The sequence below is a fragment of the Ursidibacter maritimus genome, assembly GCF_009761395.1.
Classification (GTDB): Bacteria; Pseudomonadota; Gammaproteobacteria; order Enterobacterales; family Pasteurellaceae; genus Ursidibacter; species Ursidibacter maritimus.
Genome location: NZ_LEKN01000013.1, coordinates 133,044 through 158,844 on the forward strand (window position 1 = coordinate 133,044; position 25,801 = coordinate 158,844).

At 38.7% G+C, this 25,801-nt stretch carries 18 protein-coding genes and 1 pseudogene; 4 read left to right on the forward strand and 15 right to left on the reverse strand.

Features of this window, described 5'->3' with window-relative positions; all coding sequences use genetic code 11:
- Positions 1-410: 410 nt before the first annotated feature.
- The 3 genes from A1D26_RS03695 to A1D26_RS03705 are packed head-to-tail and all read right to left on the reverse strand — an operon-like array spanning position 411 to position 5,405.
- On the reverse strand, positions 411-3,536 hold the full coding sequence (locus A1D26_RS03695; protein WP_157402736.1) for an efflux RND transporter permease subunit: 3,126 nt from the start codon (positions 3,534-3,536) through the stop codon (positions 411-413).
- A 12-nt stretch (positions 3,537-3,548) separates the two neighbouring features.
- Positions 3,549-4,787, reverse strand: coding sequence for an efflux RND transporter periplasmic adaptor subunit (locus tag A1D26_RS03700; RefSeq protein WP_157402737.1), 1,239 nt, complete (start codon positions 4,785-4,787; stop codon positions 3,549-3,551).
- Between the two features lie 36 nt (positions 4,788-4,823).
- A complete protein-coding gene (locus tag A1D26_RS03705) occupies positions 4,824-5,405 on the reverse strand; it encodes a TetR/AcrR family transcriptional regulator (RefSeq protein ID WP_157402738.1) in 582 nt (193 codons plus the stop codon).
- A 231-nt stretch (positions 5,406-5,636) separates the two neighbouring features.
- Here A1D26_RS03705 and purH point away from each other — a divergent pair, with 231 nt between their 5' ends.
- A complete protein-coding gene (gene purH / locus A1D26_RS03710; protein WP_157402739.1) occupies positions 5,637-7,235 on the forward strand; it encodes a bifunctional phosphoribosylaminoimidazolecarboxamide formyltransferase/IMP cyclohydrolase in 1,599 nt (532 codons plus the stop codon).
- Between the two features lie 74 nt (positions 7,236-7,309).
- Here the strand turns inward: purH and A1D26_RS03715 are convergent, their stop codons facing one another.
- A complete protein-coding gene (locus A1D26_RS03715) occupies positions 7,310-9,298 on the reverse strand; it encodes a site-specific recombinase (RefSeq protein ID WP_218958676.1) in 1,989 nt (662 codons plus the stop codon).
- A gap of 256 nt (positions 9,299-9,554) precedes the next feature.
- Between A1D26_RS03715 and dusA the strand changes: the two genes are divergently transcribed.
- Complete coding sequence (gene dusA, locus A1D26_RS03720; protein WP_157402740.1) at positions 9,555-10,529, forward strand: tRNA dihydrouridine(20/20a) synthase DusA; 975 nt, start codon at positions 9,555-9,557, stop codon at positions 10,527-10,529.
- A 4-nt stretch (positions 10,530-10,533) separates the two neighbouring features.
- Here the strand turns inward: dusA and A1D26_RS03725 are convergent, their stop codons facing one another.
- The 11 genes and pseudogenes from A1D26_RS03725 to A1D26_RS03775 form a co-directional block, all read right to left on the reverse strand.
- Positions 10,534-11,544, reverse strand: coding sequence for an ABC transporter ATP-binding protein (locus tag A1D26_RS03725; RefSeq protein WP_157402741.1), 1,011 nt, complete (start codon positions 11,542-11,544; stop codon positions 10,534-10,536).
- Between the two features lie 6 nt (positions 11,545-11,550).
- Complete coding sequence (locus A1D26_RS03730; protein ID WP_157402742.1) at positions 11,551-13,203, reverse strand: ABC transporter permease; 1,653 nt, start codon at positions 13,201-13,203, stop codon at positions 11,551-11,553.
- A 133-nt stretch (positions 13,204-13,336) separates the two neighbouring features.
- Positions 13,337-14,356, reverse strand: coding sequence for a Fe(3+) ABC transporter substrate-binding protein (locus A1D26_RS03735; protein WP_157402743.1), 1,020 nt, complete (start codon positions 14,354-14,356; stop codon positions 13,337-13,339).
- A gap of 221 nt (positions 14,357-14,577) precedes the next feature.
- Positions 14,578-15,226, reverse strand: a pseudogene (locus tag A1D26_RS03740) (IS1595 family transposase).
- A 136-nt stretch (positions 15,227-15,362) separates the two neighbouring features.
- On the reverse strand, positions 15,363-16,061 hold the full coding sequence (locus A1D26_RS03745; protein WP_157402744.1) for an LrgB family protein: 699 nt from the start codon (positions 16,059-16,061) through the stop codon (positions 15,363-15,365).
- Positions 16,054-16,428, reverse strand: a complete 375-nt coding sequence (locus A1D26_RS03750; RefSeq protein ID WP_157402745.1) for a CidA/LrgA family protein — start codon at positions 16,426-16,428, stop codon at positions 16,054-16,056. Before A1D26_RS03750 ends, A1D26_RS03745 begins: the two co-directional genes overlap by 8 nt.
- A gap of 47 nt (positions 16,429-16,475) precedes the next feature.
- Complete coding sequence (locus A1D26_RS03755; protein ID WP_157402746.1) at positions 16,476-18,404, reverse strand: ATP-dependent DNA helicase; 1,929 nt, start codon at positions 18,402-18,404, stop codon at positions 16,476-16,478.
- Positions 18,405-18,469: 65 nt separating this feature from the next.
- Entirely contained in the window at positions 18,470-19,810 is a 1,341-nt protein-coding gene (locus tag A1D26_RS03760; RefSeq protein WP_157402747.1) for a replication-associated recombination protein A, read from the reverse strand.
- Positions 19,810-20,298, reverse strand: coding sequence for a rod shape-determining protein MreD (gene mreD, locus A1D26_RS03765; protein ID WP_157402748.1), 489 nt, complete (start codon positions 20,296-20,298; stop codon positions 19,810-19,812). Before mreD ends, A1D26_RS03760 begins: the two co-directional genes overlap by 1 nt.
- A complete protein-coding gene (mreC, locus tag A1D26_RS03770) occupies positions 20,295-21,329 on the reverse strand; it encodes a rod shape-determining protein MreC (protein ID WP_157402749.1) in 1,035 nt (344 codons plus the stop codon). Before mreC ends, mreD begins: the two co-directional genes overlap by 4 nt.
- A 102-nt stretch (positions 21,330-21,431) precedes the next feature.
- On the reverse strand, positions 21,432-22,484 hold the full coding sequence (locus tag A1D26_RS03775; RefSeq protein WP_157394631.1) for a rod shape-determining protein: 1,053 nt from the start codon (positions 22,482-22,484) through the stop codon (positions 21,432-21,434).
- Positions 22,485-22,781: 297 nt separating this feature from the next.
- Here A1D26_RS03775 and pntA point away from each other — a divergent pair, with 297 nt between their 5' ends.
- Together pntA and pntB are read left to right on the forward strand one after the other, a co-directional pair.
- Complete coding sequence (gene pntA / locus A1D26_RS03780; protein WP_157402750.1) at positions 22,782-24,311, forward strand: Re/Si-specific NAD(P)(+) transhydrogenase subunit alpha; 1,530 nt, start codon at positions 22,782-22,784, stop codon at positions 24,309-24,311.
- 10 nt (positions 24,312-24,321) lie between these two features.
- Positions 24,322-25,749 (forward strand): Re/Si-specific NAD(P)(+) transhydrogenase subunit beta, encoded by a 1,428-nt coding sequence (gene pntB, locus A1D26_RS03785; RefSeq protein WP_157402751.1) that lies wholly within the window; start codon positions 24,322-24,324, stop codon positions 25,747-25,749.
- The last annotated feature ends 52 nt before the right edge of the window (positions 25,750-25,801 follow it).

The window sequence follows — 25,801 nt, forward strand, 5'->3', positions numbered from 1 at the left end:
AATTTCCTTAAGTTAATAAAACGGTAATAAATAAGCGGTATCTGACCGCTTACTATCATCTTTAGATTACCAACCTTTACAAACCCATCTTTAGAGAGTTTTAAGGTTTCTTGGTAAACTTTTTCAGTTTAGTTTGATTTCACGAAGTTTTGAATAACTTCATTATTTTCATTTCCTTGGCGAATCACAATCAAATCAACATCAGGAGATTGTTTAGATTCTACAAATAAACATCTTTATCTGGACCTAAATCAATTGGAATCGCAAAGGTATTGTTAATAATAGCAAAATCTACATCATCAAGCACTCGTGTTAATAACCGCTAAATAATATAAAAATTGGTTGAATCATATAATTTCCCCCAAATTTACAAAAAATCTGGGGGAAATGACCGCTTTTATGGAAGGATTTTATGCAGAATGTTCAAGTTGTTCGATTTTATTCTGCTCATTTTTGCTTGGTTGGTTTTCATCAAACTCCATTAGCGGCTTATGTTCGCTTGCTAAGAAAGTGTAAATCACAGGTAGCACAAATAAAGTAAAGAGTGTACCAATTGCTAATCCTGCCACAATTACAATCCCGATACTAAAACGCATTACCGCACCTGCACCTGCAGCGTAAAGTAGTGGTATAAGACCTGCAATCATTGCCGCTGTGGTCATTAAAATTGGGCGTAAACGAATTTTAGCTGCATAGAAAATCGCATCTGCACGAGATTTACCATGGTGTAACTGCTCTTCTTTCGCCACTTCACACATTAAGATACCGTGTTTAGTAATTAAACCGACTAGGGTAATTAAACCAACCTGTGAATAAATATTTAAGGTTGCACCTTTTACGCCGATAAATGGTAAACCCAATATATTCAGTACTAACAACGCACCACTAATCGCAAGTGGAACAGACACTAAAATAACCAGTGGATCACGCCAAGATTCAAACTGAATAGCTAACACTAAGTAAATCATTACCACTGCTAAGGCGAACGTGAGTACTAACGCATTACCTTCTTGTTTATACTGACGAGCTTCACTCATAAAGTCATACTGATAGCCACTTGGTAAAATTTCGGCAGCTTTCGCTTCAGCCCATTTCACTGCATCGCCAATTGAACTTGCCACAACACCGTTAATCGTTGCTGAGTTTAACTGGTTTAACTTCGGTAAACTTGCTGGTTGAGAAACTAACTCCATCGAAATAAAGGTACTTAAAGGAACTGAAGCTCCATTACTGGTGGTAACAAAGAATTTACCAAGATCTTCAGGATTTAAGCGATTCTTACGTTCTACTTGTGCCACGATATTGTATGGACGGCTATCAATATCCACACGAGAAAGTGTCGCTCCCGATAAATAGCTACCTAAAGTTGCACTAATTTGTTGTGCAGTTACGCCATAAGTGCCTAACTTCTCACGATCTAAACTAATCTTCATCGAAGCGGTATCAAATTTTAAATCTAACTGATTGAAGAAAAATTTACCCGATTTTTGTGCTTCAATTAAAAATTGTTGTGCCACTTGTGCTAGATTTTGATAGCTATCCGCAGTCGTAATCACAAATGAAAATGGTAAACCACTCTCCCCTGTTGAAATTTCTGCCATTTGGAAAGCTGTAATCGATACTTCTGGCACTTTACTCGCAATTTTGCTCACTTCCGTTAGTACTTGTGATTGAGAACGTGTACGTTCACTCCAATCCACTAATGGCACTAAAGCAAATGCACCGTTACTTGACGGGAAGCCAGGCATAATTTGCGTAGCACTCACCTCTGGAATGTTCTGAGTTTCTAGCGCAAACGGAGTCATCACTTCTTGCATATAGTCCAAGTTGGTATTTGATGGACCTGTTGCGATTGCCATAATAATGCCGCGATCTTCCGATGGTGCTAATTCACTTGCTAATGAACCAAATAAGAATGGCAATGAAGCAAAAATCAATACCGCAAAAGCTAATACCGATTTACGCATAGCCATGACTAGCTCAAGCATATTGGTATAACATTGCGTAATACGGTGTAAGAAACCTTCTACACAACGCTCTAAACGGCTTGGTTTCGCTGAGGCTTTTAAAATACGGCTCGACATCATCGGTGAAAGCGTTAATGCTGCAATACCTGAAATAAATACTGCTCCAGCAAGGGTTAAGGCAAATTCTTTGAAAAGTGTCCCTGTAATACCTGACATCAATGCCATTGGCGAATATACCGCAATAAGCGTTACTGTCATTGCAATAACAGGTACTGCGATTTCTCTTGTACCAATAATTGCTGCTCTAAATGGCGTTTCACCTTCTTTAATGTGACGATCCACGTTTTCGAGTACAACAATCGCATCATCAACAACCAAACCGATAGCAAGAATTAAGCCCAATAAGGTTAATAAGTTAATTGAGAAACCAAATCCTTGTAACACCATTAAGACCCCAATCAATGAAATTGGAATTGTGACAATAGGGATAATCATTGCTCTAAATGAACCTAAGAACATTGTAATCACGACTAATACGATTAAGGTTGCTTCACCAATGGTTTTTACTACTTCATTGATTGAACTGTTGATCGCAATAGTTTTGTCATACATTATCTCTGCTTCCATAGAAGCGGGTAGTTCATTCTTAATTTTTTCAAATGCCGGATAAATATTCTCTGCAACAACAAGCGAGTTAGCGGTACTTGCAGCTTCAATTGCTAAAACCACAGCATCTGCACCATTTACAATCGCTCGGCTAGTATCACTATTTTTATCTAATTCAACTCGTGCAATATCTTTTAATTTGATCTGCTGTCCTGAACTTGTGGTTTTGATCACTAAATTTTCAAGCTGGGCAACATCACGAGTCGTCGATTCCACTTTATTACGGTAGGCTGTGTAGTAACCATTAGCATTACCTGCGGCGGTTTGTACGTTATTTGCAGATAACGCTCCCACAGCTTGAGGAACAGATAAACCTAAACTTGCCATTTTTTCAGAATCAAACCAAATACGTAAACCGAAATTGGTCCCACCAAACACGTTGATCTTAGATACCCCACTCACCGTAAAAAACTGTGGTTTAACCACACGTTCGACATAATCGGTAATCTGAGGGGCTGAAAGTTCATCTGATGAAAAACGGATAAATACAATCGCTTCCATTGCACCTGATGAAGCAGAAATAGAAGGGTCATCAATTTCCGATGGCAACTGAGAACGCACTGCATTCACTTTAGCAGAGACATCCGCAACGGCAATTCCAGGATCAGTATTTAATTTCATTTTTACTGTAATTACACTGCTACTCGGTGCACTAGATGACTTGATGTAATCAATGTTATCCGCTTGAGCAATAGACTCTTCAAGTTTTGAAGTAACAAAAGCTTGCATTGTTTCAGCATCTGCACCTGCATAAGCGGTCGATACCGTAATAATGGTATTGACCATTTTCGGATATTCGCGTACTTGCAACTTAAACATTGCTTGCAAGCCCATAATGACGATAACAATACTAATGCTAATCGCCAATACTGGACGTTTGATAAAAATATCAGTAAATTTCATTATTTACCCCAATTATAAGCGGCTATTTTTAGCAGGTTGCGATGTACCAGCACCTGCTTTGTCAGATACGGTAACATAAGCATTATTACGTAAACGTTGGAAACCACCTGTAACTAATTTATCGCCCACTTTTACGCCTGATTTTAATTGTGCATAAATACCACTACGTTCTGCAGTTTTCACTTCAACTTGTTTTGCAATAAGCACTGTTTCTAAATTATTCAATAGATGTTTTGCTCGTTCACCATTTATCGAGCTTTCAGTATGTTTTTCTAATGTTGCTTTTAAATTTTCTTTTTCTTCATCAGAAAGTGGTTGTAATACATAGGCACTTTCGCCATACATTGTGTAAGTTACCGCAATTTGTGGAACAACTACTTGGTTTCGCTCCGTTGGTAAAGAAATGTTTAACCGAGCAAACATACCCGAATAAAGTAACCCTTTACCCTGTACAGTTGCTTCTAATTCAACTAAACCTGTTGAACGATTTACAGCTGGATCAATCGCTGAAATCGCAGCTTCAAAAGTTTGACCTAATACAGCATCAGCGGTTACAGTGACTTTTTGCCCTACTCTGATAAGCTCTAAATCTGTTTGTGGTAAAGTAAAACTCACTTTCATCTGGCTACGATCTTCAACACGCACAATTTCCGTACCCACGTTGATATATTGCCCTTCGTTGATTTTCACGATACCCGCTTCGCCATCAAAAGGAGCATAAATCTGACGACGTTTAATGCTCGCCTTTAAAGATTCAATACTTGCAACCAATTGATTGTAGCTTGCTTGTGCATTATCTAATTCTGCTTTTGAAGCACTATTTGATGCAACTAAGTTACGATAACGTTGATAATTCGCCTGTACCGCAGAAAGTTGAGCTTCAGATGCACGTAAACTGGCTTGTTCAACAGAGCTATCTAATTCAACTAAGAGCTGTCCTTTTTTCACACTGTCGCCAGCTTTTACTAGCACACGACTGACGGTGCCTGATACTTGAGCACTCAGCATCGCACCTTGATTTGGTCGTATATAACCGACGGCGTCAATAACAGGCGTCCACTCTCGTGATGTAACATCCATTGCAGTAACCATCGTAATGCTTGGAAATGGATTAGCAGCGGCATCAGCTTTTGCTTGTGCAATTTTTTGGTTAATTGCAATAACTGCGCCAAAAACCAATAACACAAGCAGTAAAACAAGCCAAACACCAAATCTTTTAAAGAAAGACGGTTTTTTTGTTTCTGTTGTCATATTTTCTCCATAAAACCTAAAATAATGAATTTAAAATTAAACAATAATTGCTTTCCAAGTGCGTAAAATCACATCTTCAATCATTTGCTGAGAATAGACTTTATCCAAGGATAACTGCTGATAAATTAAATCTTGAGGTACTTTCATACTCATTGTGTATAACACTTGTAGCGGTAAATCCACAATCACACCTTGTTGTAAACCACGTTTAACAAAACGGCTCCAAGGTAAATCATCAGCTTCAAAACAATATCGTAAAAGCTCACGAAACTGAGGCAAAGACTCATACTGATACATATTTTTTACCACATTGAGATTATTCGACATAAACTCGAACTTCGCTAACCACAATGCTCGGTACTGTTCAAAAAGCGGTAAAGATTCATCGTACTGCTTTTCAATAGCTTGGTTAAATTGACTAAATAAATAAAGAATAAGTTGATTCAGCAAATCATCTTTATCTTTGAAATAGAGATAAATAGTCCCAACCGATACCCCTGCCTGTTTGGCAATTTTATGAGTGGAAAGATATTGCACCCCATTTTCTGCCATTAATGTATCTGCAGCATTTAAAATACGAAGCGCCACTTCATTGTGTGGCACATTATTAATAATCATAAAAATTTAAAATCATCCAACTGAACGTTCGTTCATTCTACTCTTTTTTCAAATTTTGGCAAAAAATAAAGGTTCAGTTTTGTAAAGAAAAATGCTTTCCATAAATGGATTGCAAAAAATCAATGAAATCTAACCGCTTGTTTCTTTGCCTAAATTGATTTTGTAATGCTTTTAGCAAACGTTTGCGTTATAATTTGCATCGTTTTTTATTACCAATTTTAAGGAATTAGAATGACTTATCGTCCAATTAAACAAGCCTTGCTTAGTGTTTCAGATAAAAATGGTATCGTGGAATTTGCAAAAGGCTTATCTCAACGTGGGGTAAAATTATTATCAACAGGCGGAACAGCTAAATTATTAGCCGATGCAGGTTTAGCTGTGACTGAAGTTTCTGACTACACTGGCTTTCCTGAAATGATGGACGGACGTGTAAAAACCCTTCACCCAAAAGTACATGGTGGTATTTTAGGTCGTCGTGGTGTCGATGATGAGATTATGCAACAACATAATATTGAGCAAATTGATATGGTGGTTGTGAATCTTTATCCTTTTGCTGCAACGGTGGCGAGAGAAAATTGTACGTTAGAAGATGCCGTTGAAAATATTGATATTGGTGGGCCAACAATGGTTCGTTCAGCGGCTAAAAACCATAAAGATGTGGCAATTGTCGTCAATAATAATGATTTTAATGCAATTTTGGCAGAAATGGATAACAACCAAAACGGTTTAACTCTTGAAACTCGTTTTAATTTAGCCATTAAAGCCTTTGAACATACTGCTCAATACGATTCAATGATCGCAAACTACTTTGGGCAAAAAGTACCACCTTATCAAGGGGCGGAAGAAGAAGATTTAAGCCAAGTTTGCGGACAATTCCCACGCACACTCAACCTTAACTTTACGCGCAAACAAACAATGCGTTATGGCGAAAATAGCCATCAAAATGCCGCATTCTATGTTGAAAACGAATTGAAAGAAGCTAGCGTAGCAACCGCGATTCAACTGCAAGGTAAAGCCCTTTCTTACAATAATATCGCAGATACCGATGCAGCACTTGAATGTGTAAAAGAGTTTGATGAGCCAGCTTGTGTTATCGTGAAACACGCAAACCCTTGTGGCGTTGCACTAGGGAAAAACATTTTGGAAGCTTACGACCGAGCCTACCAAACCGACCCAACTTCTGCTTTTGGTGGCATTATTGCTTTCAACCGTGAATTAGATGGTGAAACCGCACAGACTATTGCAGATCGTCAATTTGTCGAAGTCATTATAGCCCCAACAATTTCTGAAGATGCGAAAACTGTACTCGCGAAAAAGAAAAATGTGCGTGTGCTTGAGTGTGGTGAATTTTCTGAGCCAACTCACCGCTTAGACTTTAAACGTGTAAATGGTGGATTATTAGTTCAAGATGCTGATCAAGGTCACGTTGATATTGAAGATCTACAATTTGTTAGCGAACGCAAACCAACCAAAGAAGAGATGGAAGATCTCTTATTCTGTTGGAAAGTAGCTAAATATGTGAAATCAAATGCGATCGTATATGCTAAAAATAAACAGACGATCGGTATCGGTGCAGGACAAATGAGCCGCGTTTATTCTGCTAAAATTGCAGGCATTAAAGCTGAAGATGAAGGCTTACAAGTGGCAGGCTGTGTAATGGCATCAGATGCGTTCTTCCCATTCCGAGATGGTATTGATGCAGCAGCTAAAGTTGGCATTACTTGTGTCATCCACCCAGGTGGTTCAATGCGAGATCAAGAAGTGATTGATGCCGCAAATGAACACGGAATGGCAATGGTATTGACAGGAATACGTCATTTCCGTCACTAATCTCATTACTGATAAACCAAGGGCGGTATCATACCGCCCTGTTGTTTTCATTCATATTTTACAATACTACTGCTCTACGTTTTTTCATTGGTTTTATTCTCTAATTGAACAGGCAGAATTAGACTCAATGGACGTTGTTTTAAAATTTCCCATACACAGCAAGCAATTTTACGCCAGCTATTGATTTCAGCATCCAATGAACGTAATGCTACCCATAATGTTAATGAGAAACTCACAATTAAGTTCACTAACCCAATAGCTAATACAAAAGCAAGACTTTGCCAGAAAATGGCTATTGAGAGATCTCCACTCACAGTAGCATAGCCTAAATTCGCAGAAGAAAGTGCAACATGACGAATATCCAGAGGTAGTCCGGTTAAATAGCCCACTAACCCCGTTAAACCGAGTAATAAACCAAAACAGAAATTCCCCATTATTGAGCCAGCATTATCGTGCATATAATCTGCAAATTTACCACGTATTCCTGATGGCATTATGCGTTTTAACACTGGGTGTTCTCTTAAGCGCATTCGTAAATTAAGGTAGTTACAGCGGTTATCAAAAAATCCTGAAATAATGCCTGAACAGAATAGCCATACGCCAGCAATAGCAGCAAACCATAATGTCCCTTTGGTAATATCAATGGCGTTAAGTTGATAAGCTATCTGCTCTGAACTCAGAATAGCCGCCCCCATATAATGTTCGTAACCAATCGCAATCACTGCAGATAACAATAATGCAACAGATACATTACCTAAAACTGCAACGCTTTGTGAGCGAAATACATCGATTAGTAATTGAGCTAATTGCATATCAACAGCTCGCCCTTGTGGATTTTTCTGTACGGCTTCCGCAAAGCGGGCAGCCGTCATTGCTGGCTGTTTAGTTGCAACAGAAAAATGCAGCATAAAAATCACAATAAAGCCAAAGCTATAATTCAAGCCTTCTAAGATACTTTTTAGCACTTTGTCTTCAACGCTACTGCCAATATAAATTTTAATAAGCGCAATAAATGCAATCAGTACACCGCCACCAGCCGCTGATGAAAACATTTCCCAATACTCTTTAGCATTACGCGTAATATAATGTTCACCATGATCGCTGGTATTTTGTGTAATACTACGAGAAAGCATTTTGACACTCTGTTTCCATAGGCTTGAAACACTATGTTGATCTGCCGAGGCTGCCGCTAATATCCCTGTTAAGACTAAAATTCGGCGTGGTAAAAAACGATTAGATGCAAACACATCCATCAACATAGCTAATCGTTCTAAAGTTTGTGTCAATCGCTCCAATAAATGAGCAACACCTAATGAAGATCCTGCTGTCGCACCTTTTTTCCGTAACCGTTCAATCAACTCTTGACATTGAACAAACATCACTTCTAAATGATTGATATCATATACTTCGTTTCTACGCTGGCTTTCCACCCAATTAGACACTTCACGATGTAAAGCAACAAAAGAGCTATCGGCATCAAGTAAATTGGGCTCTAGCCGCATCAATTCAGGTTCCATTTCTTCTGCTGCAATCCAAATTGCCAACATCTCAATCGCAAATAACCCTTCATATCGCATATGATTACTTACTGTTTCTCTCTCGTGTGGCGTTGCATAACGACGCAGTAGATTCAATAAGGCATCCCAATATTGCATAGGAACAGTATTGATCCATTTAGCATCATCTTTATCATTAAATAACAATACAAATATATCGCGTAAATCTCTTTCGTCTTTAAATGATGGATTGATACGTTCGTACAATCTTACCCGCATTTCTCGCCCAAATCCCCCACGAGCTAAAATACCGCGACTAATAAATAACGGGTATAAACGCATTCCACATAACCAACGACAGAACTGACTTGCTAATTTCTCACCTAATGCTCTATTCTGTTTTAATAATTTAATCAGAAAATATAAACGTTGCTGTGCTTCTTTTCCTTGGTTTTCTCGTAACCACTCGCACAATTCATCTAGTAATCCAAATGTATCGTTTTCTGTTAATTTCTGTTCAATAAAAAGTGTAAGTGCCGTTATCTCGGTAAATTGTTTTCCTGACAAAGCAGAGTTCTCCTATTTATTTTATTTGATGAAGCATTATATCAAGTTGTTTTTCAAAGTTTAGTCTGATTGATAAAAATGCTAAAAGTTGCTTAATCTAGCAAAATTTACATCAGGTTGTGAAACTGTCATTCTATAAAAAATCGAATGTTTATAGTATGATTTCATCATAATGCAATACAACAAGCGGTAAGATCACAGCAATTTTTTGCCAAACGTTTCACCAATCTTACCGCTTACTTTATGGAAAGAATAAATGAAACAAAATTATTATCGTGGGCGTTTTTCTGTTGCCCCAATGCTTGATTGGACAACTCGCCACTGTCGCTATTTTCATCGGCAATTTACTCAACATAGTTTACTTTATAGCGAAATGATTACCGCCCCCGCTATTTTGCACGCCAAGTATGATTTACTCGCTTATGATCCTGCTGAAAATCCCGTGGCTTTACAACTTGGTGGAAGTGACCCTACTCAGTTAGCACAATGTGCCAAATTAGTCGAAGAACGTGGCTATGCTGAGATCAACTTGAATGTGGGTTGCCCGTCAGATAGAGTACAAAATGGAATGTTCGGAGCTTGTTTAATGGGCAATGCGGATTTAGTCGCACAATGTGTTTCAGCAATGCAACAACAAGTATCCATTCCTGTCACTGTCAAGCATCGTATCGGGATTGATGAGCTAGATAGCTACGAATTTTTATGTGAATTTATTGAGAAAATCCAACCTTATTGTAATGATTTTATTGTTCACGCGCGTAAAGCGTGGCTGTCAGGATTAAGCCCGAAAGAAAATCGAGAAATCCCACCGCTTGATTATGAGCGCGTTTATCAGCTTAAACGAGATTTCCCGCATCTAAAAATCAGTATCAACGGGGGGATTAAAACCATTGATGAAATTAAACAGCACCTTGAATATGTTGATGGTGTAATGGTTGGGCGTGAAGCCTATCAAAACCCAAGTTTATTGGGTGAGATTGATCGTGCTTTATTTGATGAAAATGCACCGATAATTACCCCTAAACAAGCGGTAGAAAAAATGTTGCCATATATTGAGCAACAAATTAGCCAAGGCCTTTATCTCAACCATATTGCTCGCCATATTCTTGGTGCATTTCAAAACTGCAAAGGAGCAAGACAATGGCGCCGTCATTTAAGTGAAAACGCCTGCAAACAAGGTGCAGGCGTAGAAGTGGTTCAACAGGCATTGAGCTTTGTTGAAACAGACTAGTGCGTTAAAACAATACTAATTCTCTTACTTTAAAGCCAACTGAAACCGCTGAGTTAAGAGCAAAATCAGCGGTTTGGTAAGCGGTAAGTTCAACGTTATTGATTGCAATTTGATAACGGTAAAATTGCCCTAAAAAGAGTTTATCTACCACAACGCCTTGTCCTTCTGGCTCTGCTTTAATCACTAGCTGCTCGGGGCGTAACAGCCATTGATACTCCCCGACGCTATATTCACTGTCGGGGAATAAATGGTAATCGCCAATCGGGCTATTGAGTACATTTCCATCCGAAACCTGACAGTTTAAATAATTCGTTCCACCTAAAAAATCTGCGACAAATTTATTCACAGGCGAATGATACAGTGCCATTGGTGTACCGAATTGAACGATCTTACCTTGATCCATTACCGCAATTTTATCTGCAAATGCAAAGGCTTCTTCTTTACTGTGCGTTACAAAAATCGCAGGGACTTTTTGGCTTTTTAAAATTTGTTTAATTTCTTGGATCATCTCATAACGAGTTTGGCTATCTATATTTGAAAAAGGCTCATCAAGTAATAACAGTTGTGGCTTACAGGCTAAAGCACGAGCAATCGCAACCCGTTGTTGCTGACCGCCCGATAATTCGTGAGGAAAACGATGTTCAAAACCTTGCAGTTTCACCACCGCTAACATCTGCTGGGTAATCGCTTGCTGCTCCGCTTTAGGTAATTTGCTTAAACCAAATTGAATGTTATCTTCCACATTCAAATGCGGAAAAAGGGCATAATCTTGGAAAATTAAACCAATTTTACGTTCTTCAACGGCTTTACGTTGCAAATTTTCGCCTGCTAAAAAAATACTGCCTTTCTGAATGGGTAATAACCCTGCAATCGCCTTTAATAAGGTTGTTTTACCACAACCACTTGCTCCTAATAGGCAGACAATTTCATTCTCTTGTAGCTCTAAGTTCAGTGATTTTAACACTGATGTATGCTCAAATTGACAGCTAAGCTGTTGAATATCAAGTAATTTCATTATGCATTATCGCTCTTTTTGAGATTGTGAAATTAACGAACGGGTTAGCCAAATAACAGGAATTAACCCTACAAGTACTAATACAATTGCTGGCAGTGCCGCTCGTTCAAGTTGCTCGTCTGATGTAAACGTAAAAACGTGCGTCGCTAGCGTATCAAAATTAAATGGTCGCAACAGTAATGACGCATTTAACTCTTTCATACTTTCAATAAACACCATCAATGCCGCTGTAATAATCCCTTTTGAAATCAATGGAATGTGGATCTTCTTAAACATTACCACCCCATTTTTACCCATTGTTTGACTTGCCATATCTAAAGATGGTGAAATTCGCCCAAGAGATGTTTCAAGGCTACCGATTGCCATTGCTAGAAAGCGGATAGTATAAGCTAATACTAAAGCAAACAGCGAACCTGAGAAAATTAACCCCACAGGCGATAATTCCAATGATTTCAATAATGCGTGTAATTGATGATCGGCAAATGTCAAAGGCGAAAGTAATCCAATAGCTAACACAGTGCCAGGAATGGCATAGCCTAACGAAGAAATCTGTAAAGATAAGCGGGTTGTTTTCAGCCAAAATTTGCTATTGAGCGAAAGACGATAGGCAAAGTGCAACAATAAGGCAATCGCGACTGTTACCACAGAGGCAACCACCGATACTTTCAAACTATTTAACGCAAATTGCACAAAATCTAAATTCCAAGATTGTTCAAAATAATCGTAAGCCCAATAAAGCAGTCGCCCCAACGGAATAAAGAATGCCATTGAGAGCAATCCCCAACACCAAATATGTGCTAGGCATAATTTCCAACCTGTTAATTGTTTAAAGGCACTTTTCTTTTCATAACCACGTTGATAACTTTTCTGTTTACGGCGGCTGTATTGCTCCAAAGTGATAAATAAGAAGATCATCAACAACATAAAAATCGAAATACGGCTTGCAGTGCCTAAATCGTGAAAACCTAACCAAGAATCATAAATGGCAGTGGTTAAAGTCGGAACTGCAAAATAAGAGACCGTTCCAAAATCGCCTAACGTTTCCATTGCCACTAACGCCATTCCGACCGCAATCGCTGGTCGAATGAGTGGAAAGGTAATTCGGCGGAAAATTTGGCTTGGGGTCGCCCCTAGCATTTTGGCACTATGGGTTAAATTTTCCGATTGTTCAAGCAACGCAACACGGGCTAATAGGAAAATATAAGGATAAAGCACTAAAGCAAGTACAAAGCAAGCACCATAAAGGGTACGAATTTTAGGAAACCAATAATCTTGTGGTGAATTCCAACCAAATAGATTTCGTAACATTTCTTGGAATGCACCTGAGTAATCAAGTAAATCCGTATAAAGAAAAGCAATTAAATAGGCTGGCATTGCTAAAGGCAAACACAATAACCACTGTAATGTTTTCTGCCCGAAAAATTGATAATTTGCCAAAATCCACGCCGATGGCAAGGCAAATATAAGAGAAAGAAAGACTGTGCCGATCACTAACAAACTGGAGTTAGTGACGTAGCTCCCAAGCATGGTATTCCATAAATGCGTGAGATTTTCCATTTCACCGTCGAATGCGTGATAAGCAATCGCAAGTAATGGGAGTAACACGATCAAAGTGGCAAAGACAGCAGTTTTCTGCCACACTAAAAAACGGTTTTTCATTCCGAAAAAGGCTCTTTTTTAAAATGTAATTGGACGCCCGAGAGCGTCCAAATTATTCATTAGCGGTAAGATTCGTTTTATTTTTTGCAAAAAATCATTCCATACTTACAGCTATCACATTTGGTTGAATGAATTATTTAACGTCGTCAAATTTTACTTCATCAACTAATTTTAAAGCTTTTTCGTAGTTTTTCGCAATATCTTCAAGTTTAATTGCGTCTGCTGAATATTCGCCCCAACCTTTTACTAATTTAGATGGTGAAACACCTTCTTTTACTGGGTATTCGTGGTTTAATTCTGCATAAAGTTGTTGAGCTTTATCGCCACTTAAATATTCAACTAATTTCACTGCGTTTGCTTTGTTCGGTGAATGTTTTGCAATAGCTACACCACTGATGTTGAAGTGAGTACCGTATTGACCTTGTGGGAAGTTAATAACTGCTGATTCAGCCCACGCTTTTTGCTTATCATCATCTAACATTTTACCGTAGTAGTAGCTGTTACCTAATGAATAATCACAGATACCCTCTTTGATTGCTTTAACTTGGTCACGATCGCCACCTTGTGGTTTTTGTGCAAGATTTGCTTTCAAGCCTTCTAAGAATTTTTTGGTTCTTTCTTCACCGTAATGTTCAATCATAGAAGCAAAGAGAGAAACGTTATAAGCGTTTTTACCAGAACGTACACAAACTTTGCCTTTGTATTCTGGTTTTGCTAAATCTAAATAATCGAAACCTGCTGGTAATTTACCCACACGATCTTTTGATGTGTAGATGACACGAGCACGTTTTGTTAAACCGAACCATTCATCGTTAGAATCGCGGAATTGTGCAGGGATATTTTTTTCTAATACTTTAGAATCCACTTTTTGTGCTAAACCTGCTTTTACAATTTCCATTACACGACTAATATCAACGGTTAAAAGTACGTCCGCTGGACTTAACTCACCTTCTTGTTTTACACGATCCACTAAGCCTTTATCAGCAAAGATCACGTTAACTTTGATACCAGTACTTTTTTCAAAATCTTTCAGCATTGGCTCAATTAAGTATGGCTGGCGATAAGAGTAAACATTGACTTCATTTGCTGCAACAGCTGAAGTTGATACAAATGCAGAAACGGCTAATGCCACAGTAGAAAGTACTTTTTTCATAAAAAATCCTCTGTTGTGAGATAAACATCCCTAAAAAAGCTTTAGGGGGTGAATGTAAAGCAGTCTAAATTTATCCAAGATCAAAGTCAATGATAACTGTTTTTATTTACAAATTAAAAAAATTCTCAAAAATTACTTAATTAACCCCATTTTCACAAAATTTACCAACTAACTCCAAGGTGAGTGCGTATTTTCCGTTTTGGGGCTGAAGTAGATTAGCCCTAAATTTCACACCATTTCCGCAAGGTTTTAAGCTGCATTTTAGGTGTTCCAACATTAAACCGAAATTCACATTCCTTCAAGAATAAAGGAAAGTTTTTTCGGTTTATTCCATTATATTTTCGAAGCACTCGCTTGGCTTGACTCCAAAAATTTTCAATCCCGTTAATGTGATTTTCTCGCTCAGCAAATATCTCAGAATGGTTAATTCGCTCGTGATGAAATTCACTCAAGGGCATCATAGCTGCGATAAGTATCCGTATAAACCCAGCTATCAGGCTTGATTTTCCTTTTGATAACAGGGAGTAACGTTTCACTCTTGGTATTTTCAACAACCACTGTAAACACCTTTCCTTGCCGTTTTAAAATACCAAAAACAGCGACTTTCCCTGCTGCACCTCGACCACGTTTTCCTTTACGATGCCCACCAAAATCGCTTTCATCTAACTCAATTTTTCCCTCAAAAATCTCATCGGCTTCAATGGATAAATGGTGGTCGATGATTTGACGAATTTTATGGTAAAACAAAATCGCTGAGTCAGGTTGAATACCAAGAATATCAGCAGCTGAACGAGCTGTTACTTCTAGCACAAAAAATTCAAGCAGTCTTTTTTGTATGGATTTCTTTAATTTACAATGAGTTATCTTCATTTTTATAGACTAACATACTTGCTAATCTACTTCATCCCCAAATGTAATTCATATTACAGGGAGAAGTTTTTCTTCTCTATCTTTACAAATCAAATGATCAACCACAAGCGGCAGGATTAATTAAAAACTTTGCAAATCAATAAAAACACTTCAGCACAAGTTGAAATACAAAGGGAGCAAAGATAGACGAGAGAATACCGCAAAGCACTAATGCAACTGATGCGTAGCTGCCTGCTTTTATGCTGTATTCCATCGTTCTTGCTGTACCTAATGCGTGGGAAACAGCCCCCATACTTAAACCGATTGCTCGGGTATTTGTTACTTTTACCCATTTTAGAATAGCAATACCAAAAGCAGAGCCTATAATACCTGCAATTGAAACCGCAATAGCACTTAATGCTGGATTTCCGCCCATCTCTTTAGTAATTGAAACCGCAATTGCAGTAGTAACCGATTTAGGTAATAACGCAAGCAAAATATCTTGGCTTGCCCCTAATGCTAAGGCAAATAATACGCCCGTTATCATTGTGAATAAGGTAGATGCCAACGCCAGAATGGCAATCTTACGCCAGTGTTTAATAAGTTGGGGAAGATGTTCATAGAATGGAACAGCTAATGCAACAACTGATACACCAAGTAGCTGGTTAATCGGTAAATTGCCTTGATAATATTGTTTAAAAGGAATATTAAAAATAACTAATACGCTCACAGTTATCAATAAAGAGAGAATAAAAGGATTTAAAATTGATGATTTCAGCTTTTTACTTGTTTTTAAGCCGATGATAAATAATAAAATAGTCAGTAAGCTATAAGAATAAATAGATAAATCACTCATCTTGCTGCCCTTCTCTCTCAAATAACCATTGTGCCAAATAGCCGATAATAATTAAACACCCAACAGTACTTAAAAAATTTGCAATAAATAAGGCTTGAAGATACTGATTAAGCACATCTATTTGCTCAATGATCCCAGAGCAAATGGGTAGGAAGAAAAGTGTCATATAGCGAGTTAAAGGGCGAGATGCAGGAGCAATCCATTGAATTTTAACGACTTTTATCACTAATAAACTAAATAGTAATAGTAATCCCCAAATGCTTTCTGGAATACCTATCGGTAACAGAATATTCAACCATTGCCCTAACAATAGCATCAAAAAAAGTAATGATAATGCCACAATAAAACGTAGTGATTTAATTAACATTTTGCTTCCCGTTTATCTAAATTTTCAAATAATTTGTAAATTATTTCCTAAATCTCACCGCTTGTCTTGAGAAATTTGATTACTTTGTTTAAATCTCTGGTGCGCGTTGAAGGGGGAAGGCTTTTTAAAAAAGTTGCCCCATAATGACGCATTACTAGGCGAGAATCACAAATAATCACTGCACCTTTATCAGTAACATCTCGAATAAGTCGTCCAACACCTTGTTTTAAGGTAATAACGGCTTCTGGAATCTGAATATCATTAAATGGATCACCACCTTGCAACTTACAATCTTCCATTCTTGCTTTAAGCAATGGTTCATCAGGTGCGGTAAATGGCAGTTTATCAATGATGACCAAAGAAAGTGCATCTCCCCGCACATCAATCCCTTCCCAAAAACTTTGGGTGGCAACCAATACGCTATTTGGTTCAGCAATGAATTTCTCAAGCAGACGACTTTTACTGGTTTCACCTTGTAACAATACGCTCAATTGGCTATGCTCCCGCAGAAAATCAGCTAAACCACGCATCATAAAATAAGAGGTACATAGCAGAAAACAGCGACCGTTATTCGCTTCAATCACGGGTTTAAGTAGTTGCCCTAATACCGTTAATGTGTGTGATTTGTTGGTATCAGGTAAATAACGTGGCACACAAAGTAATGACTGTTTTGCATAATCAAAAGGGCTTTGTAATACCATTTGCTCCGCATTTTCAATCCCTAAACGTTGGCAAAAATGATCAAACTTCCCTCCAACTTCTAAAGTTGCGGAAGTAAAAACCCAAGCGGTCTTTTGGCTTTTCATCTGCTCGCCAAACTTATCCGATACAGTTAGTGGAGTAATATGCAAACCAAAGTAGCGTCCATTCGCTTCATACCAGTAGCAGTAGCCTATCACCGTAGTATCGCTCAATTTTTTTAGCAAAACTTTGACTTCCGCTAAACGTTCAAAAATTTTATCTAATGTTTCAGAGCGACCTAGTGATTTTTTAACCACTTCACTTAAAAAATCAAGATTTTCATTTAGCTTGCTTAGCCCTTCAACAACTTTAGGATTATTCAGTAATTCTCGCAAATTCCCCCTTAACGAGCCGTCCCCAAGCAGTAAACGAAAATCTTGTACCACTTTTTGCAAATGATCCGATGCTTTACCAAGCTGAGCGAGATCTTTTAATTCCGAACGATAGACAATGTTACAATCTTTGCAAATATCAAAAAGCTGGCGAGATGTTAAAGATTGCCCAAAATATTGGCTAGCAATATCAGGTAGTTGATGAGCTTCATCAAAAATTACTAATTCAGCATCGGGAATAAGTTCACCAAAACCACTTTCTTTTACCGCCATATCCGCACAAAAAAGATGATGATTAACCACAACGATATCCGCATCCATCGCCTTTTTGCGAGCTTGTACTACATAACACTCTTTATAATTCGGGCAATCCGTTCCTAAACAACTTTCAGTGGTACTGACTAATTGCGGTAAGATCGGGCTATCTTCTGCTATTGTGATACATTCACTGAGATCGCCTGTTGCTGTTGAACTATGCCATTTTCGCACTTTGGATAAATCATTTAAGACCGATTTATCGCCTAATACGCCCATTGCAATCAATTGATCTAACCGTTCCAAACATAAATAGTTCGCTCGTCCTTTCAATAACGCTACCTTGCCTGTGTAATTTAAGGCTTTTTGGATCGTGGGCAGATCTCGGTTAAATAGTTGATCTTGCAGGTTTTTAGAACCTGTTGAAACAATGGTTTTTTTACCTGATAGCAAAGCTGGCACAAGATAAGCGAAGGTCTTCCCTGTACCAGTTCCCGCTTCAATAACGGCACTACTTGCAAATTTTACGGCTCTTCCTACCGCTTGTGCCATATCAAGTTGTGCTTGACGTGGACGAAAACCTTGAATATTGCTACTTAAACGCCCATTGGGACTGAAAGCATCATTGATTTTTTCTTGATATTTCATTTAATTAGAATTGAAGCGGTGAGTTACTATCAATTTTTTGTAAAAAATCGAATATATCTTCCCACTTAAGATGAATAACGTTTCTTAAGGCTCTGCTCATCTAAAGCTTTTAGCCAAGCTAATTTTTCTTTAATCTGTTTCTCCATTCCCCGTTCGGTTGGGAAGTAGAATTGAGTGTCTTTTAAAGGTTCTGGGAAATAATTTTCCCCTGCGGCATAGGCATGCCGTTCATTATGAGCATATCGGTATTCATCGCCATAACCTAATGACTTCATTAAATTAGTTGGTGCATTGCGTAAATGCTCTGGAACATCATAATCAACATCTTCTTTGGCAATCCGTTTCGCTTGGTTAAAAGCGGTATAGACCGCATTACTTTTGGGTGCAACGGCAAGATAAATCACCGCTTGGGCAATGGCCCTTTCTCCTTCGTAAGCGCCAACTCTTGTGTAACAATCCCAAGCAGCAAGGGCAACTTGCATTGCTCTTGGATCTGCATTACCAATGTCTTCTGATGCGATTGCTAATAAGCGGCGTGCAACATAAAGCGGATCGCCTCCAGCCGTTAATATGCGTGCATACCAATATAATGCCCCATCAGGCGATGAGCCTCGTACCGATTTATGTAGTGCTGAAATGAGATCATAGAATCGATCTCCACCTTTATCAAAACGCGCTTGTCGTTCACCCAACACTTCAGTAAGTAAATGTTTATCTAGCAATTTTCCTTGGGGTAATTGTTCTGCCATATCGCACATCAATTCCAAACAATTTAAGGCAAAACGTCCATCACCGTTGACGTAATTCGCAAGTAGCTTCAATACATCATCTTGCAAAATCAATTTTTCATTACCTAAACCACGCTCTTTATCAGTAATCGCATTTTGGAGAAGTTGCAAAATATCAGTTGCTTGTAAGGGCTTTAAGATATAAATACGCACTCTTGACAGTAATGCATTATTTAATTCAAAGGAAGGGTTTTCAGTGGTTGCCCCAATAAATGTAATGGTGCCATCTTCAATATGGGGAAGAAAAGCATCTTGTTGGCTTTTGTTAAAACGATGAACTTCATCGACAAACAGCAGTGTTCTACGTCCTGTTTGTCGATTTAATCTTGCCTTATCTATCGCTTCTCGGATCTCTTTAATACCGCTAGTCACTGCGGATATTCGTTCGACATCTGCGTCTAACGCATTGGCAATAATTTCGGCTAGTGTAGTCTTGCCTGTTCCCGGTGGGCCCCAAAAAATCATTGAGTGGCTATGCCCTGCTTCAATTGCTCGGCGTAATGGCTTACCTTGAGCAATCAAATGCGATTGACCAACATATTCATTTAAGTTGCGTGGACGCATTCGAGCAGAAAGCGGTCTGAAATCTGCTGAAAAATCCAAAGCTAAAGTACTCATCAACGTAAATGTAATCCTCGACGAATTTGGCGCATCAACAGGAAAATCCAAGGCCATAACACACCGCTTATGACTGCGCCTAATAACTCTTGCACATTAAAATCGGCGCTGTGTAAAACAAATTCCACAAAAAAGATCACCAATCGGATCAAAGCAATGTAAGCCATGACCAATAGGCTTTGTAGCCATAGCGATAAGTTACGCAAAATAAGGTGATATTTCGCCACAAAATAGATCGCAATAGATAACACTAAAGCGTGAATACCTAAAATAGAACCTAAGATAACGTCCCAAATAATACCTGCAATAAACGCTGTACCTACGCTCATTTTATCGGGCAAGGCTAATGCCCAATAAATCAGTACAAGTGCAATCCAAGCTGGGCGTAGCCCTTGGAAACCTGCTGGCCAAGGCATAATTTCAAGGACAAAAGAAATCATAAAAATAAAGACCAACACTAATAATTGGAAAATGGCATTTTGTCTCATTGTTCTATTCCTTCTTCTGCACCACTATTCACATCATTGTCTGCATCAGGAACGGGCGTTTCTTCTAAATGCTCTTCTGTTGTTGGTTCAGGATCTTGCACCTTCTCTTTTTGATTTGATTTTAAACGATCTAATGGATTTAAACTGTTACGTCTTTCCTCTACTGCGTTGCGTACATCTTGTGGCGAAATGGTTTGAGTACGTAATTCTTCACTGGTTGGCCATAGTAGCAATAAATAACGTAAACGCTCTAATGATGCCAAAGGGCGAGCAGTCACCCGTGCAAAATGACTAGAACCATCGTTCACTACGGTTTCAACAATTGCCACCGGATAACCTTCTGGGAAATTCCCCCCTAAGCCCGATGTAACTAATACATCGCCTTTAATAATATCTACTGTTCTTGGCAAGTGGTCTAAGATAAGTTCATCATTATGCCCTGTTCCACTTGCAATACCTCGAACATCATTACGCAAAACTTGTACGGGAACAGAGTGTGTTACATCTGTCAATAACAGCACTCGGCTACTTTTTTCGCCAACCGAGATAATTTGCCCAACAACGCCTTTCTCATCAATAATCGGTTGTCCAACAAAAGCACCATCAGTTTTCCCTTGATTAACAATGACTTGCTGACGGTAAGTATCCATTTCAGCTGTTAATACTTCAGCGACTTTTTTATATTCATCTTGTCGAAGTGGGGAACTTAGTAATAGGCGTAGTCGTTGGTTTTCTACTTTTAATTGATCAAGTAATAATAAATCCGCATTTTTTTCACGCACTTGTTCTCTCAATACTTGGTTTTCTAATTTCAGACGTTGGCTATCAATAAAATTATTACTGACACCATCAAGTACTAAACGAGGACTATTGGCGAAGTAATATAAACCGCCCACAGTAGTTTCTAAAACATTTCTGACCTGAATGATTGCTGAACTTCGCCCATCGAAAAAAATACAAATAATGGAAAGTGCTACCGCAATAAATAGGCGAACACCAAGTGGGGGCGCTTTTGAAAAAATGGGTTTCATATTATTAAAAGGGTCATATCCTAAATGCAGAGTAAAATGAAAATGGACAATAGTTTACCACCTTGTCCATTTCTCTCACTATATATTTCAACCACAAGATGATTAGTCATCATCACTAAATACATCACCACCGTGAGTATCAATCATTTCTAACGCTTTACCACCACCACGAGCCACGCAAGTTAATGGATCTTCTGCCACAATCACAGGTACACCCGTTGCGTTCGTCAATAACACATCTAAATTTTGTAATAACGCACCGCCACCAGTTAATACCATTCCACGTTCAAAAATATCTGCTGCTAATTCTGGTGGACATTGCTCTAAAACACCTTTTACCGCTTCAACAATTCCAGTTAATGGTTGCTCAATCGCTTCTAATACTTGCTTAGAGGTTAGAGTAAAGGTTCTTGGCGCACCTTCTGCTAAGTTGTGTCCATGAACTTCCATTGTACGAATTTCATCATCATTACGAATATAAGCTGTTGCAATCTCTTTTTTGACTCTCTCTGCAGTTGTTTCACCAATAGCTGATCCAAAATGACGGCGAACATACGCAATAATCGCTTCATCAAATTTATCACCACCAATACGCACAGATGAAGAGTGTACAATACCATTAAGTGAAAGTACTGCAACTTCTGTTGTACCACCGCCAATATCAATTACCATTGAACCAGCAGCCTCATCAACAGGCAATCCCGCACCAATGGCCGCTGCCATTGGTTCTTCAATTAAGTAAACTTCTCTTGCTCCAGCCCCCATTGCTGATTCTTTAATCGCTTTACGCTCAACTTGGGTTGCTCCTGCTGGAACACAAATTAACACTCTCGGGCTTGGACGCATAAAATTATTACTATGCACTTGTTTAATAAAATGCTGTAACATTTTTGCTGTAACATGGAAATCAGCAATAACACCATCTTTCATTGGGCGAATTGCAACAATACTTTTCGGCGTACGGCCTAACATTGATTTCGCACTAGCACCTACAGCTGCAATACTTTTATTTGTTCCAACACGATCTTGGCGAACCGCAACCACAGAAGGTTCATCAAGTACGATACCTTGCCCTTTTACATAGATAAGTGTATTTGCTGTACCGAGATCGATCGAAAGATCATTTGAGAAAAGCCCAAGAAATTTTTTAAACATAATAAAAATCCGTAAATAATTATAAATTAGGATGGATGCTCAGATACTAGAGCAAAAATTGCGTGCAAATATAGCAAAAAAGGCTTGCAACGACAAAGGATTATTTTATTTTCATAGAAGAAAATCAGAGAAATTGCATAATATCCTTTTCAGTTAGAAATTTTTCACCCATTGACAAAAATAAATGATAAAGTTAGTCCGATTTTATGTTGAATTTCGGCTGATTTAAGCGGTCTGATTTGATGTAAACTTTACCATTTTCATTTATCACTTTTCATTCATCACATAGGAGTCTTTATGCTTATTGGTATACCAAAAGAGCTGCTGGACAACGAGAGTCGAGTGGCTGCAACCCCGAAGACTGTTCAGCAAATCCTAAAACTTGGTTTTGATGTTATCGTTGAGAAAAACGCTGGTTTCAAAGCAAGTTTTGAAGATAATGCCTTTGCAGAAGCAGGTGCAACTATTGGTAATACGCAAGCAGTATGGAATGCGGACATTATTTTTAAAGTAAATCCGCCAACTGATGCTGAGATCGCGTTAATCAAAGAAGGAGCTACACTAGTTAGCTTTATTTGGCCTGCTCAAAATCCTGAGCTAATGAAAAAGCTTTCCGAGAAGAAAATCAATGTCTTAGCTATGGATGCTGTACCTCGTATTTCTCGAGCTCAATCATTAGATGCGTTAAGCTCAATGGCAAATATTGCTGGTTATCGTGCAGTAGTTGAAGCTGCTCACGAGTTTGGTAGTTTCTTTACTGGACAAATTACTGCAGCAGGTAAAGTACCACCAGCTAAAGTACTTGTTATCGGTGCTGGTGTTGCAGGATTAGCAGCAATTGGTGCAGCTAACAGCTTAGGTGCTATTGTTCGAGCCTTTGACTCTCGCCCAGAAGTAAAAGAACAAGTACAAAGTATGGGTGCTAGCTTCCTTGAAATTGATTTCAAAGAAGAAGGTGGAAGCGGTGATGGCTATGCCAAAGTGATGTCAGAAGAATTTAATCGCAGAGCATTAGCACTTTACGCTGAACAAGCGAAAGAAGTCGATATTATCATTACTACCGCACTAATCCCAGGTAAACCTACCCCACGTCTTATTACTAAAGAAATGGTTGAATCAATGAAACCAGGTAGTGTTATTGTTGATTTAGCAGCAGCGACTGGCGGTAACTGTGAATTAACTAAAGCGGGTGAAGTAGTTGTTACTGAGAATCAAGTAAAAATCATTGGCTACACTGATTTACCAAGCCGTTTGCCAACACAATCTTCTCAACTTTATGGCACTAACTTAGTCAATTTACTCAAGTTACTTTGTAAAGAAAAAGACGGTAATATCAATATCGACTTTGAAGATGTCGTCTTACGCGGTGTTACTGTAGTAAAAGAAGGCGAAATTACCTTCCCTGCACCACCAATTAAAGTATCGGCACAACCCCAACAAAAAGCAGCCGCTCCTGTTGAGAAAAAAGAAGAAAAACCAGCTGATCCTCGAATCAAATATGGCTTATTCGCTTTAGCAGGTCTGCTATTCCTATGGTTAGCATCTGTTGCCCCAGCCGCATTCCTTTCACACTTTACTGTATTCGTGCTTTCTTGCGTGGTCGGTTATTATGTTGTGTGGAATGTTAGCCACGCTCTACATACGCCACTAATGGCAGTAACAAATGCAATTTCAGGTATTATTATTGTCGGTGCCTTATTACAAATTGCACAAGGTGGTTTCTTCATTAGTATTTTAGCGTTTATCGCAATTTTAGTCGCAAGTATCAATATCTTTGGTGGATTCAAAGTCACTCAACGTATGCTTGCAATGTTCAGAAAAGGTTAAGGAGAAAGCAATGTTATCTTCAGGTTTAGTACAAGCTGCCTATATCATCGCAGCTCTTCTCTTTATTATGAGTTTAGCAGGGCTTTCTAAACACGAAACCGCCAAAGCAGGTTGTTGGTATGGAATCGTGGGTATGACAATCGCCCTTGTTACTACTATCTTTGGACCAGAATCCAAAGGGACTATTTTCATTTTAATTGCAATGGCAATTGGTGGATTTATCGGTGTTCGTAAAGCATTGAAAGTTGAAATGACCGAAATGCCAGAACTTGTTGCTATTTTACATAGTTTTGTAGGTTTAGCCGCGGTATTAGTGGGCTTCAACAGCTATGGTTTACATCACGATGCAGTAATGCCAGAAAATTTAGATGCTGCCGCTCAAGCACTATTTGTGGCTGAACAGGCTAAATTAGCAACAATTCATAATGTTGAAGTATTCCTTGGTATCTTCATCGGTGCAGTTACATTTACTGGCTCAGTTGTTGCTTTTGGTAAACTAAATGGCAAAATTAACTCAAAAGCGTTAATGTTACCTCACCGTCATAAACTCAATTTAGCCGCATTAGTAGTTTCTGCTATTTTAATGATAATCTTTGTAAATCACCCTGAGAATATCTTCCCAGTGTTGATTATGACTGCGATTGCACTTGCTTTCGGTTGGCATTTAGTTGCATCAATCGGTGGGGCGGATATGCCTGTGGTTGTTTCAATGCTGAACTCTTATTCTGGTTGGGCAGCTGCGGCGGCTGGTTTTATGTTAAGTAACGACTTATTGATCGTAACAGGTGCATTAGTCGGCTCATCAGGTGCAATTCTCTCTTACATTATGTGTAAAGCAATGAACCGCTCATTTATCAGTGTGATTGCAGGTGGATTTGGTAACGATATCCAAGTAAGCTCAGATGAAGAACAAGGCGAACATCGTGAAACAACCGCAGAAGAAGTAGCAGAAATGTTGAAAAATGCAAGCTCTGTTATTATCACCCCAGGATATGGAATGGCAGTGGCTCAAGCACAATACCCCGTTGCAGAAATTACTCAAAAATTGCGTGATCGTGGGATTAATGTCCGTTTCGGTATTCACCCAGTTGCAGGCCGCTTACCTGGACATATGAACGTATTGTTAGCTGAAGCGAAAGTACCTTACGATGTCGTATTAGAAATGGATGAAATCAATGATGATTTTGCTGATACCGATGTTGTGTTAGTTATCGGTGCAAATGATACGGTAAACCCAGCAGCAATGGACGATCCAAATAGCCCAATTGCTGGAATGCCAGTATTAGAAGTTTGGAAAGCTCAAAACGTTATCGTATTCAAACGCTCTATGGCGGTGGGCTACGCAGGCGTACAAAATCCACTCTTCTTTAAAGAAAATACTCAAATGCTATTTGGTGATGCCAAAGAGCGTGTTGATGATATTTTGAAAGCACTTTAATCATCTATCAGAACAAGGCTCTGGAAATTCAGAGCCTTGTATATTTTTGGTG

Coding starts and splice junctions, on each gene's coding strand:
- A1D26_RS03695 (WP_157402736.1), bottom strand. CDS start 3,536: ATGAAATTTACTGATATTTTTATCAAACGTCCAGTATTGGCGATTAGC.
- A1D26_RS03700 (WP_157402737.1), bottom strand. CDS start 4,787: ATGACAACAGAAACAAAAAAACCGTCTTTCTTTAAAAGATTTGGTGTT.
- A1D26_RS03705 (WP_157402738.1), bottom strand. CDS start 5,405: ATGATTATTAATAATGTGCCACACAATGAAGTGGCGCTTCGTATTTTA.
- purH (WP_157402739.1), top strand. CDS start 5,637: ATGACTTATCGTCCAATTAAACAAGCCTTGCTTAGTGTTTCAGATAAA.
- dusA (WP_157402740.1), top strand. CDS start 9,555: ATGAAACAAAATTATTATCGTGGGCGTTTTTCTGTTGCCCCAATGCTT.
- A1D26_RS03725 (WP_157402741.1), bottom strand. CDS start 11,544: ATGAAATTACTTGATATTCAACAGCTTAGCTGTCAATTTGAGCATACA.
- A1D26_RS03730 (WP_157402742.1), bottom strand. CDS start 13,203: ATGAAAAACCGTTTTTTAGTGTGGCAGAAAACTGCTGTCTTTGCCACT.
- A1D26_RS03735 (WP_157402743.1), bottom strand. CDS start 14,356: ATGAAAAAAGTACTTTCTACTGTGGCATTAGCCGTTTCTGCATTTGTA.
- A1D26_RS03745 (WP_157402744.1), bottom strand. CDS start 16,061: ATGAGTGATTTATCTATTTATTCTTATAGCTTACTGACTATTTTATTA.
- A1D26_RS03750 (WP_157402745.1), bottom strand. CDS start 16,428: ATGTTAATTAAATCACTACGTTTTATTGTGGCATTATCATTACTTTTT.
- A1D26_RS03755 (WP_157402746.1), bottom strand. CDS start 18,404: ATGAAATATCAAGAAAAAATCAATGATGCTTTCAGTCCCAATGGGCGT.
- A1D26_RS03760 (WP_157402747.1), bottom strand. CDS start 19,810: ATGAGTACTTTAGCTTTGGATTTTTCAGCAGATTTCAGACCGCTTTCT.
- mreD (WP_157402748.1), bottom strand. CDS start 20,298: ATGAGACAAAATGCCATTTTCCAATTATTAGTGTTGGTCTTTATTTTT.
- mreC (WP_157402749.1), bottom strand. CDS start 21,329: ATGAAACCCATTTTTTCAAAAGCGCCCCCACTTGGTGTTCGCCTATTT.
- A1D26_RS03775 (WP_157394631.1), bottom strand. CDS start 22,484: ATGTTTAAAAAATTTCTTGGGCTTTTCTCAAATGATCTTTCGATCGAT.
- pntA (WP_157402750.1), top strand. CDS start 22,782: ATGCTTATTGGTATACCAAAAGAGCTGCTGGACAACGAGAGTCGAGTG.
- pntB (WP_157402751.1), top strand. CDS start 24,322: ATGTTATCTTCAGGTTTAGTACAAGCTGCCTATATCATCGCAGCTCTT.